A 15720-nucleotide genomic window follows, 5' to 3' on the forward strand; every position below is an offset into this window, starting at 1 on the left:
AGTTCTGCCCAGCTCGCGCTTGTGTACTCTTCTTCTTTCAAATTCTCAGCCTTGATTTCATCCGCTTTGGCTTGCAGCTTCGATTTATCAACCACAGGTTGGGTTGGTGTTGTATCTACGGTAATAGACTTTGTCGCCTTGGCTGACTTGCCGTCTATTGTCGTCGCTGTTACCTCAACGGTGTATTCACCATCTTTTAAATCTTGGGTAGGTGTAAACGTCCAGTTGCCTTCTGCATCAACTGTTACCGTTGGAGTATCTACTACATTGCCAGCTTTGTCTTTAATCTCAACGGTCACCGTAGATCCCGCTGTTGACGTTCCTTTGAACACTGGCTTCGTTACAGTGACCGGATTGGCACTTGGTTCAGTAATCGTAAGTGTCGCCCCAGAATCCTCAACATTTTTGTTAAATGGACCTACTGGAACACCGTTTGTACCTTTTAAGTTCCCCAAGCCATCATAGGAAATGTTCACTGCTTTATCGGAAACATTCGTACCTGCTGGCAAGGTGATCACTAGCTTTGTAGCATCGTTTTCGTCAACTTTGAAAGTGAGACCACTGTTTTCTACAGCTGTACCATCAACTGTAATTGTAAATCCAGTTAAATCGGTTAACTCCACTCCTCGATCAAACGTCACCGTTATTTTATTGCCATCCGCTACTGTTTCCTCAATTTTAGCAGCTGTTGGTACGGGTACAGTTGCGGCAATCGTAAAATAATGGCCATTAGCTAATTCAGCACTATTAAGTGTTGCTGTACCATCTGTTAGTGGATAGAATGCATCGTTCTGATCGAATTGCTCATCCTCACTAACAACCAGATACAAAGGCCAAGCAGAAGCACCTGCTACTTTGTCTACGTGCAGCGTAATGTCTGTATCTTGCCAATTCGTTTTCTCTACTTTATAGGTGCGTCCAATACGTTTTAGACTTTCTGTATCTTTTGTGATTGGAGTCTCGAATGTAACGTCTCCACCATTATCGCTAAAAACAAAGAATGATTTATCTTCTGCAATCGACGTGGTATTCCGGGCATTCGTCTCTTGGATCGCATTTCCTATTGCAAGCGTGACATTGGCACCGTCAACCTGAGATTTCGATTGCTTTTGATACAAAGCACCTGCTTCATCACGACCAATCCCTGTTATGCGGTTGCCGTAGCCAGTGTTGTTGCTAGCTTTCCACATCATTGAGCCATTGCTAGCAACATAATCAATCGGAGCATTATTTCCGTCTTTCAATGTCAATCCGTATTTTAAAGCAAGGTAACTGTTGACTTTGTTTCGGTCTTCATCAGTCAATTTACGGTTATAAAGGATCGTTTCAGACATCTTCCCGTAAAAGCGACTGTTATGACCTGCACCAAAATAATAAGGTTTACTTCCGCTTGTTATCGGAGATGCAAAGTTGGGAGTATTACTGTTTGCCACCTGTAATACTTTTCCATTTAGCGAAAGCGCCCAATCATTTGGTGCACTCCAGATGTTTAACATCGCTCCATTTTTTAATTGGTAATCACCGACGTCTACGCTCAAGCTACCTTCGTCTCTACCGAAATATGAACTTATGGATTTTCCATTATTAGCTCCATAAACAACTGCAGCTGTATGTTTTCCTCCAAACTCCCATGGAAATCCGCTATATTTATCACTTGCCTGGACGGAGAATATTTCCCGATCCGTAGCAGCATTATTATTAAAATCAATGGAAGAGCGAGTATAATACCCTTTATTTGAGTCAATTTGGATTCCGCTGTTAAAATTCAGAGCGTTAGGCACATTGTCATTGGAGGTAGCACCGCTAGGCATCCATACTCCGCCATCTGCCAAGTCTGTTAATTGATTGATTTGTTGCCCCGAAAGCACAGCACTGTGTTCTACATCAACCCAAGAGAGTAAGCCTTCACTCACCCCGCCTGGCCCTTGCGTAGGTACGCCTGGTTTTTTCAAGCCTTCTCTGGCCTTTGTCAATGCCAAGAGCGTTTCGTCTACTTCTTGTTGGGTTGCATTTGGATCAGCCAGAACGGCTTCCGCTTTTTGCAATGCGTTTTGCAGTTCTCCCCAGCTTTCGCTTGTGTAGTCGTCTGCCTTTAGGCTCTCGGTTTTGATTTCGTCCGCTTTTGCTTGCAGCTTCGATTTATCGACGACAGGTTCGGTTGGTGTTGTATCTAGGGTAATAGACTTTGTTGCTTTGGCTGACTTGCCCTCGTCTGTCGTAGCTGTTACCTCAACTGTGTATTCACCGTCTATCAAATCTTGGGTTGGTGTAAAGGTCCAGTTGCCTTCTGTATCAACTGTTACCGTTGGAGTATCTACTACATTGCCAGCTTTGTCTTTAATCTCAACGGTCACCTTAGATCCCGCTGTTGACGTGCCTTTGAACTCCGGTTTCCCAGTGGACACCTTGTCTCCGGACGGTTGTTCAACCGTTACTGTCGGTGGAGCTTTCCACAACAAATCATTACTTGCACCGTAAACTGCAAAAAGAGGACTGTCGTCAGCAATCAGATTCTCCAGCCCCGCTAAATCACCTGCGTCGGCTTGTCCAAACTTGCTTCCTGCAGTCATACGATTTTGCGCGGTAATACCCGCTTTTCCGGTAAACTCACCGCTTAGAGTAAGAAGCGTACTGCCTTGCAGATTAACGTTTCGTGCTTTTGGTTGGCCCGAAACTACTAATGTATTCCCTGTAATAGTTGCATCGCCGGAAAGAGCGAATTTCCCCGCCTGGAGATCAACTCCTCCGCCACTATTGTTAGTGATTTGGCCTCCGGTCATATTGAATGTACCAGCACCAAGATAGACCGCACCTGTACTATTATTCTTATTGCCTGTAATTACTCCACCAGTCATTTGTAAGACCGCTGTACTTTGACCGAGATAGATTGCGCTTCCCGGAAAGTTTGAATAATTATTCTGTAAAACAGTGCCTTCTTCAATGATCAGTTTTGCATCATAGACGTTAATGATTCTACCTTGGGCTATTTTCCCCCCCTGGTAGCTGCCGTCAATGATAATATTTTTTAATGTAAGCTGGCCCAGACTAAGATCTAAAAGAGTGCCATCTCCAGCCGGGTCACGCTGAATCACGGCATTCTCCCCGACTTCAGGAGCCGTGGTGATTGTAACAACCTTGTTCTTATCGAATTTTTTTGTAGTGCTGGCCAATAAGTTGATATTGTCCAGAACGTATATAGTCCCCGCGCTACCAATCTTTTGATAGGCTGTATACAACGAAGCAAAAGGAAGATCTCGGGTTCCATTACCTGTGGTGTCATCGCCACTGCTAGAGACGTAATAGGCCTCTTCTTCAGCAGCATAGCTGACGGGTATTCCTAAGCTTGCCCCCATGCCGGTGAAGACAAGAGAAAAAATTAGGTAAACTATCCCTATTTTCCGTAGATTAATACCGTTGCTCAGCATGCAAATCCATTCCTCTCTAAGATTTGATTTGTGTTACGCTTCCGATGCTCTCAATATGAACCGACCTTCTCCCCTCACTTTTACTTTTTCATCTGCTATGTCATATGTCAGGGGCATACAGCATCGGATTCTTCAATAGAATAAGTAAAGAACGCAAACTTGGTATATTCTTCCAAAAAGACAAAGTAGTGCTCCTAATTCTTTGGATTCTCTATTTTAAATTAGGAAATTTTACCCCTGATAATTTAAATGAGAATCACCTCATCCAGAACCATTACTAAACGTATCAAACTTGTACGTAACCACTTAACTTCCACCAAATAGCCCTTTCTTCCTCTCCCCTCGGATTCTGGATATTTTGTTGAAACTATCTATTTTTCAATAGACCTCATCCAATATGTCATCTTAACAGGGCCACCTCTACATAACCTCTACAACGTTCCTAATTCCACCCTGATATATTCTTTATAAGAGGTGTCCTGACAATCTTGTCGAAGAGTATTCATTATGAGAAAAAATAATATTCTTCGGATTTGAGAACTAACAATCTTCTTACTACTATTCATTGAGGGTAATCATTAATATGAAAACAGTCGCCTGGAAATGGACGAAAATGATCGTTGTTGCTCTACTAGTGGTAACAGCTGTTCGGTTACTCTGGATGAGTTTTCTTACCACCTTTGACTACGCTGAAAAACCAGTGGCTGTACAAGGTGTGCTTGATTTACGTGGGTGGGAATTCTCGGGATACCAAACATTACGGTTGGATGGGGAGTGGGAGTTCTTCCCTTCTCAGTTCATAGAGGGAAACGGCCTGAAGAAACCTGAGGGACAGACATACCTCCAAGTGCCCAAGCGGTGGGATGAGGCATTTGTTGATGAGCAGGGGATACCGGACTCCTTCCACTTCGGCACATATCGACTACGCATTTTGCTTGATCCGGAACAGGAACAGACACTTGGGCTCAGGATCAATGAGCTTCGAACTGCCTCGGCGGTCTATGCCAATGGGAAATTAGTCGCCCAGGTGGGCCAACCGGCAACCAGCCTCATAGAGCATCAAGCACGCAATATTCCCTATACTGTCAAACTAACACCAGAACAAGGCCAAATAGAGTTGCTTATGCATGTTTCCAATGATGCCGGGGCAGGAGGAATCGCAAAACCTATTCGCTTCGGTACGATAGAAGCTGTACAGATGCGGACGAACCTCTCCATCAGTTTGCAACTATTGTTACTCGTCGTGTTTCTGATCCATAGTTTATATGCCTTGCTCCTGTACTTCTTAGGTGCCAGAAATAAAGGCTTGGTATATTTCTCTTTGGTCATGATTTGCGGAATATTGACTGTGGTAACGGCCGATGACAAGTTATTATTTGTCTGGTTGCAACTCGATTATGATTGGACAGTTAAATTGACGTATCTCGTCTATGTTGGTGCGGTCGCCTTCATACCTGCCTTGTTTCATCATCTACTTCCTGCTTATCTAAATAGAAGGATTTTACAAGGGTTCGGTGGCTTGTGCAGCTTATACGCCATGTTCATCCTCTTCGTACCTGCTGGAACTATCCTAGCGGTGAGCAGAATGCTCTCTGTCGTGATGCTCCTATCCGTCATTATTTCTGCCTACATACTCTGGAAAGCCATTCGGGATAAGGAAGACATTATATTTCTCCTGCTAGCTTGCTTGTTTGTAGGGGTGAATGTGATCTGGACGATTACTTATGCCATAAAAGGCATAGAATTTGTTCACTACCCCTTCGATCTGATCTTTGCCGTACTTTCTTTTGCGGCATATTGGTTTAGACGATTTTTCCGGGCAACGACTGAGACGAAACATCTTGCTGAGAAATTACAGCATGAGGATAAGCGCAAGGACGAATTTTTGGTGAATACTTCTCATGAACTGAGAAACCCATTACATGGCATCATCAATATCACACAAGCCATTATCGAGGATACAAATACGCCCCTTCATGAAGAACACAAAAAGCGTCTGGATATTCTCCTGCATGTCAGCAGGCGTCTGACGCTCATGCTAGATGATTTGCTGGATGTAACCCGATTAAAGGAGAACACCATTCGCCTCCATGAGAAAAAATTAAACTTGCAGTCAATCTTCGCTGGTGTTTTCGATATGGCGAAACTGATGCTGGACGGAAAACCGATTGCTTTAAAAGTGGATATAGACGATTCGTTTCCTTCTGTTCGGGGAGATGAAAACCGGCTGATTCAAATTCTTTTTAATTTGGTGCATAATGCGATTAAATTTACAGATGAAGGAACCATCACGATTCGCGCGACAACGTCTAACGGATTTGCGCGTATTCAAGTAGAGGATACTGGGGTCGGCATCGAGGAAAAGGCTTTGAAAACCATTTTTCAACCTTACGAACAAGCGGAACTGAATTCAATCAGAGCAAGTGGCGGATTTGGGCTTGGCTTACATATTTCCAAACAGTTGGTTGAGCTGCACGGCGGTACGCTATCGGTTCAGTCCACCCTGGGAAAAGGCTCTGCCTTTACTTTTACCCTCCCACTAGCTACAGATTCCGTTCCAATAGAAGAAAACAGCGCTCAGACATGGATGCAGACTTCACTAGAAATGGCCGCTGCTGCAACGACTGATCGAATCGATACACCGACAGAAACGGTTTCTTCTATAAATAGAAAAGCAAAAATTATCGTTGTGGATGACGACAGTATTAACCTGAGCATCCTTCGCAAAATGCTTGAATCAGATCAATATGAAGTAAGTACGGCAACCAGCGCTCAGCAAGCCCTGTCCATACTGGAACGCAAACCGGTGGATCTGGTCATCTCAGACGTCATGATGCCTCACGTATCCGGCTATGAACTAACACGCATCATCCGGGAACGGTTCTCTGTTTTAGAGCTGCCTGTCCTGCTGTTGACCGCGCGCAATCGTTCCCAGGATATTGTAGCCGGCTTTCAAGCAGGGGCGAACGACTATGTTAAGAAACCCGTCGATGCTTGGGAATTAAAGGCAAGAGTAAAAGCCTTAACAGAGTTTAAAATATCCTTCGATGAACGTTTGCGTATGGAAGGAGCATGGTTACAATCTCAAATTGAACCTCATTTTTTATTTAACGCATTAAATTCAATTGCTGCCTTGGGACTCGAGGACTTCACGAAAATGCAGGCACTGCTCGAAGAGTTTAGCAACTATTTGCGTTTGAGCTTCGACTTTCATAATTCTGAACCCGTTATTTCGCTTCACGATGAACTTGATCTTGTTCGATCTTATTTGTATATCGAGAAGCAACGATTTGGCGATCGACTGAAAGTGGAATGGAAGCTGGACCCTGATCTCGATTTTTGCTTACCGCCCTTATCCATACAACCGCTAGTCGAAAATGCAATCAAACATGGCTTAATGCAACGCACAAGTGGGGGAACAGTCTGGATTCACATCAAAGACAAAGAGGAGTATTTCGAAGTTTCGATCCAAGACGATGGGGAAGGAATATCAGAGGAAGATCTGAAGCAACTTTTCAGCCAAACAAGGCATGGCAAAAAAAGAGCAAGCGTAGGTCTGCGAAATATTGAACGGCGACTAAAACAACTATATAACCAGGGGTTAACGATTGATAGCTCACCTGAACAAGGTACGATCGTCGCTTTTAGAATCCCAAAATAAGGAATAAGCCACTGGGTTTATTCCTTATTTTTCTGCTTCCAAAGTTGATACCATTCTGTAATAGCCGGATTAGGCTGTTCTTGCAATTCGTTCCACAACACACTCGTTAATTGATCATATTGCTTATGAACGGAAGAGTGCCTTCCCATGTCGGCAAATATTTTCATAAGGAAAAAATAAGCTTCTTCCTCAAGCGGATAACGCTGACAAATGTCCAAACATAGCGTGATGGCTTTGTCCCATTCATCATTGGCGTAATACCAATCCACCATTTTCACGGCGGTTTGTACCCATTGCAGATGTAATCTTTGACGCTCGCTTTCAGCCCATATGTAATGATGCTCTTGCAAATAATATCCTTTACACAGAGCTATGGCTTGTTCATATTCGCCAATCGTCTCCGCAGATAAGGATAAGTCAGAACGAAAAAAACTCTCAAACTGATCCACATCCAAGATGGTTTGTTCTAGTCTTACCTTATACCCTTCTGATGTATTGCTGATTTGAAAATATTTACTAATTGGCGCCAACGTTTTGCGAATATGATAGATAGCCGTATACAATTGATGATAGGCTTTTTCCGGTTCAAGCTCTGGCCAGAGCAACTCAATGATCGCCGTTTTATTAACCGCTGTTCCCCTGTGTTGAACCAAATATAAGAACAGCTGCTGCACCTTGGCAGTTCGCCAACGAAGTGGGATCTCCTGGCCTCCGTCTACAATCGTTACTTGTTGAAACAGACTCATTTGTAAATTCTCTGATTTCTGAAGGGAGAAGGTCGTATGTTCCTCCATCATCGATTGAATTCGTTTCATTGTATTTTGCAGACGTTGCTTGCCAACTGGTTTTAAGACATAGTCAAGGGCGTTCAGCTCAAATGCTTTAATTGCATATCTCTCATATGCGGTGACGAATACTATTTGTAATTGAGGTTTCACTTCCAAAAGCTGTTCGGCTAACTCTATACCGTTTAGCTTTGGTATTTGAATATCCAAAAAGACAATATCAATCTCATTTTTTTCAATCTCTCGTTTGCCGATCATCGGATCCGTAAACTTTCCAACAACTTCAAAATCGCCGATATTTAATAACTGATGCTCCAAATAATTTAATGCTAACTCTTCATCGTCGATTAAGATCGCTTTCATCATGTTCCCCACTTTAATATTCTATCTATTTTCTAAACTATTCCCTCCCTGAACATTTACTCAAACCTTCCCGCTCCACTGCTTAGGCTACTGCTCAACTTGCCTTTAACTTTCTTCCTCTTGTATCGTTGGATTTTCATTAAGCCGCACTTTATAAGACTCTCCCCATGCTTTCATTGACATAATGACCGGTTCCAGAGTCCTTCCGAAATCAGTAAGGGAGTATTCCACTCTTGGAGGGACCTCTTTATATATTTCACGATGAATGATGCCATCCCGTTCAAGCTCTCTTAACTGCAAGGTGAGCATAAACTGCGTGATCCCCGGATTGAGGCGCCTGAATTCATTGAATCTTCTCGTTCCGTTCAGGAGCTGATAGAGAATGATCCCCTTCCACTTTCCACCAATAACATCCAGCGTTGTTTCAACCGGACATGCTTGCATATCTGGACTTGCTCCATATTTCTTTCTTCGGTCTCCCATCAGCTTATCCCCCAATGGTTTGATTTTTAATACTATACCATAAAAATATGCGTACTTACTTAAAGTAATTAAATCGATTTACAATGCAACTGTACAACATTTCCTATTTGAGAGGATGAATACACATGAATACTCACCAAAAGATGAAAGCCGTCGGTGCTTACCAGTACCTCCCTATATCCAATCCGGAAAGCCTTGTTGATCTGCACTTGGATAAACCGGAACCTACAGGCCGCGATTTGCTTGTACGTGTAAAAGCAATCTCCGTCAACCCTGCAGACGTAGGCGTCCGCGAAAGTCATAACTACGAAGCCGATTCACCAAAAATTCTTGGTTGGGATGCCGCTGGAATCGTAGAACAAGTCGGTCCTGACTGCCAAATGTTTAAACCTGGGGACAAGGTCTATTATGCGGGCAGTGTGTCTCGGCCTGGCAGTAACAGTGAATTTCACTTAGTTGATGAACGAATTGTGGGGAATATGCCGAGAAGTTTAGATTTCGCTGCCGCGGCCGCTTTACCGCTAACCTCGATAACTGCATGGGAGGGACTTTTTGATCGTTTAGGAATTAGCGTAAATTCAGGAGAAAACAAAAACATACTGATTATCGGTGCAGCTGGAGGAGTAGGATCGATTGCTATTCAACTTGCAAAATTAGCAGGTTTGACCGTCATTGGTACTGCTTCACGTCCAGAATCAATTCAATGGGCTAGAGGTCTCGGTGCGGATTTTATCATAAACCACAACAACCCTTTTCTCCCTCAACTCAAGGAAGTTGGTATTGACACCGTAGATTATATCCTTTGCTTGAATGATACTGTTCAACATCTTGAAAATATGGCGGAAGTCATTGTGCCCCAAGGTAAAATTTGCGCTATTGTTCCTGCAAATAAGGCTACCTGGGCAGGGAGCTTGAAAATGGACTTGCTGTTTTCTAAAAGTGTAACGTTTGTATGGGAGTTCATGTTTACACGGTCCTTGCTTCAAACCAATGACATGATCAAACAACACGAATTATTGAATGAACTGGCGGACTTAATCGATGATGGAAAAATAAAGACTACGCTGACTGAACGACTAGAGCCCATCAATGCAGCAAACCTGCGTCTCGCGCATGAGAAGCTGGAATCTGGACGGACCATTGGAAAAATTGTTTTAGAAAACTTCTGATACGACGAAGACGAAGTAGGCAGGTTTCGTTCAAAAATGTGATGATGTGAATAGACCACTCAAAGGCCCCTTGCTACTATGGGGCCTTTTTGAGTACAACGGTATGTGCTGGCGAGTCAAATCCCCCCAGACTCTGTAAAAAACCTGCCCTTATTTAAGGCTCAGCTTAACCGTCATAACCGCGAAAAATGCGAAAGGAGCATGCCTCTGCAGCTCCTTTTGTTGTTGCTCTTTCCCTGTATCAATAATGTATTTCTAATCCTGAAACTTCAAATCTCTATTTTTGTCTCCAGAAACGCAAGGTACTTTGGGTCATCTTCCATAAAGATCGCAATCCCGGCACCCATGTAAGCCCGGGTCAGCTCGTCTGCCGCTTTATCAAGGTTTTCCTGTTCGTAATACAATTGCCCTAATCGAAGATGAATGTAGGGATTTCCCAGCCCCTCCGGACACTGTACAGCATTAAAGAAACACTTGAATGCCTTATCGTAATTCTTCATTTGAAAATGGACATCCCCAATAGCCACATATATCCACGTTGCGGCCGCCCATTCTCGATGATTTTCCGGCAGTAATCGGAGGGCCGCGACGTACTTATTCTTGCCCTCCTCAAGATTGCCTGCTCTCACCAAATCATCCCCTTGTTTACACAGCGAGGTAATTTCGGTATGGGTAGCATCTGAAAGTTGCACCATCGTCTCTCCTATCCTGTGTGATTTGAAGTCGCCGTAACAAAAGAAATTTCGCCGTTACTTGTGGTATGGCTCAGCTTAACGGTGCCAGCTCATCTGCTATCATTTTTGCCTTTTCCGCAAGCTCTCTCATATCATCCGCCGGAACAAGCTCAGCTAATTCGTAAGCCAGCGGATCACGGGAAAACTTGTACAATTCCTCCCGAAGCAGGTTCCTTTTTTCTTCGGAGGCGTCTATATAAAGTTTACGCGGCTGCCTATTCTCATCCAAATCATGCAAATCGACATAGCCTGATTTTTGAGACTCCAACACAATGGCTGAAAGATCGATTAGAGCTGAGCAGGCAATATCAAGTTCTGCTCGAAACGTGCCGTCAGCATTTTTTATGTCAAATCCAATACTTCCGCCGCTTTTCAAGTCTCCCTCGGAAAGCAGAACATCCAGACCCAAGTCCTTTAAAATCTGATTGAGCGTCACATTCGTTGAGTCCAATTGTTCCAAATAGTCTACTAATGCCAGCGAATCATCGGAACCGCCAATTAAATCTCCCCACCATTTGCTAATGTACATCCTTTTTTCCCCACTTTAATTTTAAACATTGTAATGTTCCAAATATGTTCGTTTCACTCAAAAGCATACTTACAATACCGCTTTCACGGGGCCACCGTCAGGCTATACCCGCCGCCTTTTGCAGACGAATTATCAGCTCCTTGCGCGGCCCCTGCGCCTTGCGAGCCAATGCAGCCAGCTTCTCAACCTTGCCCCAGATCGGGTACAGTACCCGCTCGACCTCGTCATCCGACAGCGTCTCTATTTGCTGTACGAATAGCGACAGCTTGTCTTCGCTTTCCAGCTCCGGCTGAATCTTCAGCTTTAGCGAATCGTGGGAGCGCAGCAGGCAGGCGATTAAGGTGGGAGTCGAGCGTTCCGTTATGCCATAGGTTTCGGCAAAAACGGCTGTAAACTTGTTATGCACCAGCTGATGCTCATCATCTACAAGGTCCATGTAAGCTTCAACAAGCGGAAAATATCGCTCGGACGAAAGCCCCAGCCCGAACACAGCATAACTGCCCGGCATTACGCTTCTTTCGCTATCTGTATCCTCGTACCATTCATACTCTTCCATCGCCTCACGAGCGTATTCCTCCAATAAAGGATGCAGCTCGGAATAAGCCAGAGCATTCGCAAAAAAACGGTGCGTGTCCGATTTGGCTAGCCCCTTGATGGGCAAATACTCTCGCGCGCTGGATTTTAACTTGATTTTGTAGCTTTTCGGGAAGTCCTTTCGGAGCAGGGAGAGAATAAACGAAATCGCCCGTTCATACGCCCCGGCTTCTTCCTTGCGAATAACGATGGTGAAAAGGGAAAAAACATCGTTAGCTTTGCATTCGACCAATTCATGGCGCAAATGGACGTCTTCTTGAGAGAAGCTGTCACTGCCCTCCTTCAGCATACGCGCTGCTTTACCGCTACCAAGCTGCTTCGCCAGCTCCAGAAAAGTCTGGCCCATATTTTTGTTGAAGTCCGGCCCGTAACGAATAATCATTACCGCTCCGTACAACAGAAGGTCGATAGGCTGATTCGGCTCATCCTTATTCTCGAGAACAGCATCCGGCTTGATCATATACTCATTGTTCCTGTATTCGGAACGGGTGACATCATAGTAACGCGGCAAAAATACATTCTCTGCCCAGTCGGTCAAAGCCCAAATGATATCTCTTCGATGCTCCGCGAGAGCCTCAACCTGTTCTTTATTCAACGCCTGAATTCGGTCAAATAAAGCTATCGTCTTTGCGGCTTCCGGTTCGGGGAACAAATGCGGATCAAGCAGGTGACGCGCCAAAAAGAAGGTTTCCTGCCTGTTTGTTGGGTTAGAGCCCTTCTCCAGCTTTTCCTCGATATAGGACTGAATTCGCTCCAGAAGCAGCCGCTTTTTCTCTTTATATACCGTTTCCAGCACCGTTAATTCCACCAGCCCGTCCACCGTTGCGAAGGTTCCTTGGAAGGTAAAACGGTAGTTGATCAACGGCGACGTTTCCAGCTTGTCCAGCCTCTCCCTTACGATTTCCACCAGCAGGGGCTGCACCTCATACAATATCTGCTCCCGCGTAAAGGATGAAGCTTTCATCGACTTTTTGCCTGCGGCACTCCCCACAGATTTCGAAGTTTCAACCCTAGTCCTGCCCGGCCGATAATCCAGCTGGATAAAGTTAAAGATGCCTACTTGCAGCGTGGTGCGTAAGACCAGTTCTTCTGCGTTCTTTCGATTCTCTTGTTCATCAAACCATTTATGAATCGCCGTTTTCATCTCTTCCAGCGCTTCTTTTTGTAATTCGTTCATTGTCTCCCGCCTTTTTGCGTGTTCGATCTTAGCTCAATATAATCATACTATGAGAATGGGAAACTTTGTTGGAATTGTATACCTCTGCCTTGGGTTGGCTAAAGGTCAATAGCAAAAGGGAGAAGGCCATATGGCCGTTCTCCCTTTTGTTTATCTGACATATGATAAGGCTCACCTTAACGGATCTATCGGCGAAAAGTAAGAAGGAGCTGCCACAGAACATCTCATTCCAGCAAAAGTAGTTTTAGCTGTGTGTCTATGATAGCGTTTTCGCATTGGCTGCTGTTCATTCGGACTCAGTACCGCCAGTGTTTATTACGCCTCTAGGCTCCACCAGCATGATATGGCATTCCTTTTCGGCGAAAGGCTTATGATCGGCTCCCCCCGGGACAATAAACATCTCACCCTTGGAAATTTTCACTTGACCATCACGAAAAGCAATGAACATCTCACCTTCGAGCACAATAAATACCTTATCCGTCCCTTGATGCCCGTGCCACATAAAATCCCCAGCAATCTTAATGAGCTTAAATTGATAGTCATTTATTTCAGCAACGACTTTCGGAGACCAGAGATCGTTGAATGTAGATAGCTTCTCATTCAGATTAATAGCTTGGTAATGCATGTGAATCCCTCCTCATTTTTCTCGACTTTTTAGAGCTTACGCAAGGCACTTGTTATATTTTGTAAAGCGTATTCGATAGCTAATGGGCCACCAGTAATAGCGGACGTATCCATTAAATGAACATTTCCTTTCTTAACGGCATTGAGATTATTCCACACATTGCTTTGTTTTAAGTCATTCATTAATTTTTCCTTTTTGGTAATGTCACCGATAAGGAAAATATGGTCTGCTTCAACAGTTGATATTCCTTCAAACGTAGTAAATTTATTAGTCGTACCTTTAAATATATGGTCTGGTGTAAGTCCCAGTCCCTTCTCTTTATCAAACGCAAGTATATAGACCGGATTTCCTTCACCTAGGACATTAAACGTTTTTCCATCCCACGACAATATAAGGGCTACTGACTCTCCTTCAATCGACTTTAATGCTTCGCGCCCAGTTGTAATTTCTTTCATCATTTTTTCAATGACTTTTTCCGCTTCATCTTCTTTTCCAATAATCTCGGCTACTGTACGGAGTCCATATTGCCAATCGTCATAGATGTCCTTGGATTTTAACGTAATGACTGGCGCAATCTTTCCTAGTGAATCATACATTTTTTCATGATTCTCAGTTGCTAAAATAATGTCAGGCTCTATCGATAGGATTTTTTCAATATTAGGTGATAATTTTTCTCCTAATTCATCAGCAGAATCCAGCTTTCCTTTTAAATAGGTTAAAGAAGATAGATACTCTTTTTCAGTAGAAGCAGCAGGCGACTCACCTAATGCAACTAGTATTTCAGGATAAAAATACCATAATGAAGCAATATTCTCTGGTTTTTTCTCAATAACAATTTCTTTACCTAAGGCATCCTTAAATGTTCTTGGCCATTCAGTTGTATCTACCTTACCTGCTGTTGTAGATGCGCCTTCTGTCGTTGATCCTTTATTTTCAGCAGGTGTTTCATTACAACCTGCCAGTATGCCTGCTACTAATAACATGGAGATTAGCAGGCCTTTCATCTTTTGCATGCGAAAATTCCTCCAACATCATGTTATCTTTCGTTTGCCATTAGTATAGAAAAGGAATTTTCAGATGAGAATGGATGCCTGTTGAAATTAACATGGATTATTGATGAACTTCTCTCGATATTCAGTAGGAGAGATACCAAGATGTTTCTTGAACACTCTACTAAAATAAAACGGGTCAGCAATTCCAACCGTTTGCGCAATTTGTTGTACAGACGCTTCACTTGTAAATAGCATTTCTTGCGCCATGTTTATACGATGTTTTAATATGTATTCCGCTGGTCCCATACCTGCATGTCTTCTAAATACATAAGACAATCGATTTCGATTCACGTTATATTGTTCTGCAAGCGATGCTATTGTAAGGCTTTGATCATAGTATTCATGAATATAATGAGATACCCGTTCGAACAAAGCTTGTGATTCACAGCTATTCTGCCTATTCACAACACATAATAAGGTTTCATTAAGTACATCACGAAACAGCATTTCGGTCTGAAACATCGAAATACCACCAGGCTGATTATACACATGCCAAAGACGCATAATTAATTCAATCAGACGAGGAGATTGACCCGTTGATAATTCAAAATGCTGATGGGAAAAGCTTGTCTCTTCTAGTTCTGAGTTATATATCCGGTATAAAACAAGGATATATTCCCAGTTCGTGTTACCGAACATTTTTTGAGCTAGTTTCATTCTTGCACCGCCATGCACAACTTTTCCTGGCGAAAAGATATAAGGCGTTCCATTAAATTGAAATTGTACCTTCCCTGTAAGTGGAAACACAAATCCTGGAAAAGAATCCGTATATTCAGCGTAAGGTACACCTGGATTTTTCGCATATCGATATACTCCTTCTACTTGAAAAGGAATGTGTGCCAAATGCTCCGCTAACTGATTAACGTCGATTTTCACGTTGCATACCTCATTTCAATAGTCGTTTGCCAGTAATACGTAAGATCGATCGTTGTACATCCTGTGCAGCTTCTTGATCAGAAGCAGATGAGGGATCTCTTTTATTTTAACATTATTGATAACGATTATCACTCTCGGCATGTTAGAACAATAGAAATGCCCCACCCGCTAATGTTCAAACAGCGGGTAACGGCATAAGGTCAGGATATTCTCAAAAATAGAGGGGCAAAAGTCTCATTGAGTCTTA

The 15720-nt window shown here is 43.4% G+C and carries 11 protein-coding genes; 2 read left to right on the forward strand and 9 right to left on the reverse strand.

The annotated features are described in order from the left end of the window. Positions 1-3425, reverse strand: a 3425-nt coding sequence (locus C7R94_RS20300; RefSeq protein WP_146142811.1) for a DUF8202 domain-containing protein, incomplete at its 3' end; no start/stop codon positions are given. 583 nt (positions 3426-4008) lie between these two features. Between C7R94_RS20300 and C7R94_RS20305 the strand changes: the two genes are divergently transcribed. Continuing rightward, the gene (locus tag C7R94_RS20305; protein ID WP_106784155.1) at positions 4009-7086 is read left to right on the forward strand and encodes a hybrid sensor histidine kinase/response regulator; all 3078 of its coding nucleotides are present in this window, start codon (positions 4009-4011) and stop codon (positions 7084-7086) included. Between the two features lie 17 nt (positions 7087-7103). Here the strand turns inward: C7R94_RS20305 and C7R94_RS20310 are convergent, their stop codons facing one another. Next, the gene (locus C7R94_RS20310; RefSeq protein WP_233220621.1) at positions 7104-8237 is read right to left on the reverse strand and encodes a response regulator; all 1134 of its coding nucleotides are present in this window, start codon (positions 8235-8237) and stop codon (positions 7104-7106) included. Between the two features lie 102 nt (positions 8238-8339). Then, the gene (locus C7R94_RS20315; RefSeq protein ID WP_106784159.1) at positions 8340-8717 is read right to left on the reverse strand and encodes a winged helix-turn-helix transcriptional regulator; all 378 of its coding nucleotides are present in this window, start codon (positions 8715-8717) and stop codon (positions 8340-8342) included. Between the two features lie 125 nt (positions 8718-8842). Between C7R94_RS20315 and C7R94_RS20320 the strand changes: the two genes are divergently transcribed. Then, the gene (locus C7R94_RS20320; RefSeq protein ID WP_106784162.1) at positions 8843-9886 is read left to right on the forward strand and encodes a zinc-binding alcohol dehydrogenase family protein; all 1044 of its coding nucleotides are present in this window, start codon (positions 8843-8845) and stop codon (positions 9884-9886) included. A gap of 269 nt (positions 9887-10155) precedes the next feature. Here C7R94_RS20320 and C7R94_RS20325 read toward each other — a convergent pair whose 3' ends face one another. From C7R94_RS20325 to C7R94_RS20350, 6 genes are all read right to left on the reverse strand, one after another. Continuing rightward, on the reverse strand, positions 10156-10578 hold the full coding sequence (locus tag C7R94_RS20325) for a tetratricopeptide repeat protein (protein ID WP_106784239.1): 423 nt from the start codon (positions 10576-10578) through the stop codon (positions 10156-10158). Positions 10579-10651: 73 nt separating this feature from the next. Next, positions 10652-11149: an imm68 putative immunity domain-containing protein gene (locus C7R94_RS20330; RefSeq protein ID WP_106784164.1), complete on the reverse strand. Its 498-nt coding sequence runs from the start codon at positions 11147-11149 to the stop codon at positions 10652-10654. Between the two features lie 97 nt (positions 11150-11246). Next, positions 11247-12920, reverse strand: coding sequence for a DUF6138 family protein (locus C7R94_RS20335; protein ID WP_106784167.1), 1674 nt, complete (start codon positions 12918-12920; stop codon positions 11247-11249). Between the two features lie 286 nt (positions 12921-13206). After that, complete coding sequence (locus C7R94_RS20340; protein WP_047070248.1) at positions 13207-13545, reverse strand: cupin domain-containing protein; 339 nt, start codon at positions 13543-13545, stop codon at positions 13207-13209. A 29-nt stretch (positions 13546-13574) separates the two neighbouring features. Further along, positions 13575-14558, reverse strand: coding sequence for an ABC transporter substrate-binding protein (locus C7R94_RS20345; protein WP_106784169.1), 984 nt, complete (start codon positions 14556-14558; stop codon positions 13575-13577). Between the two features lie 87 nt (positions 14559-14645). Further along, the gene (locus C7R94_RS20350) at positions 14646-15473 is read right to left on the reverse strand and encodes a helix-turn-helix transcriptional regulator (protein WP_106784171.1); all 828 of its coding nucleotides are present in this window, start codon (positions 15471-15473) and stop codon (positions 14646-14648) included. Positions 15474-15720: the final 247 nt, after the last annotated feature.

Source organism: Brevibacillus sp. NRRL NRS-603 (assembly GCF_003013445.1).
GTDB lineage: Bacteria > Bacillota > Bacilli > Brevibacillales > Brevibacillaceae > Brevibacillus > Brevibacillus formosus.

Bases quoted from the DNA above. Each gene is read 5' to 3' on its own strand.
- C7R94_RS20315 (WP_106784159.1), bottom strand. From the start codon at position 8,717: ATGGGAGACCGAAGAAAGAAATATGGAGCAAGTCCAGATATGCAAGCA.
- C7R94_RS20310 (WP_233220621.1), bottom strand. From the start codon at position 8,237: ATGATGAAAGCGATCTTAATCGACGATGAAGAGTTAGCATTAAATTAT.
- C7R94_RS20320 (WP_106784162.1), top strand. From the start codon at position 8,843: ATGAATACTCACCAAAAGATGAAAGCCGTCGGTGCTTACCAGTACCTC.
- C7R94_RS20335 (WP_106784167.1), bottom strand. From the start codon at position 12,920: ATGAACGAATTACAAAAAGAAGCGCTGGAAGAGATGAAAACGGCGATT.
- C7R94_RS20305 (WP_106784155.1), top strand. From the start codon at position 4,009: ATGAAAACAGTCGCCTGGAAATGGACGAAAATGATCGTTGTTGCTCTA.
- C7R94_RS20340 (WP_047070248.1), bottom strand. From the start codon at position 13,545: ATGCATTACCAAGCTATTAATCTGAATGAGAAGCTATCTACATTCAAC.
- C7R94_RS20345 (WP_106784169.1), bottom strand. From the start codon at position 14,558: ATGCAAAAGATGAAAGGCCTGCTAATCTCCATGTTATTAGTAGCAGGC.
- C7R94_RS20330 (WP_106784164.1), bottom strand. From the start codon at position 11,149: ATGTACATTAGCAAATGGTGGGGAGATTTAATTGGCGGTTCCGATGAT.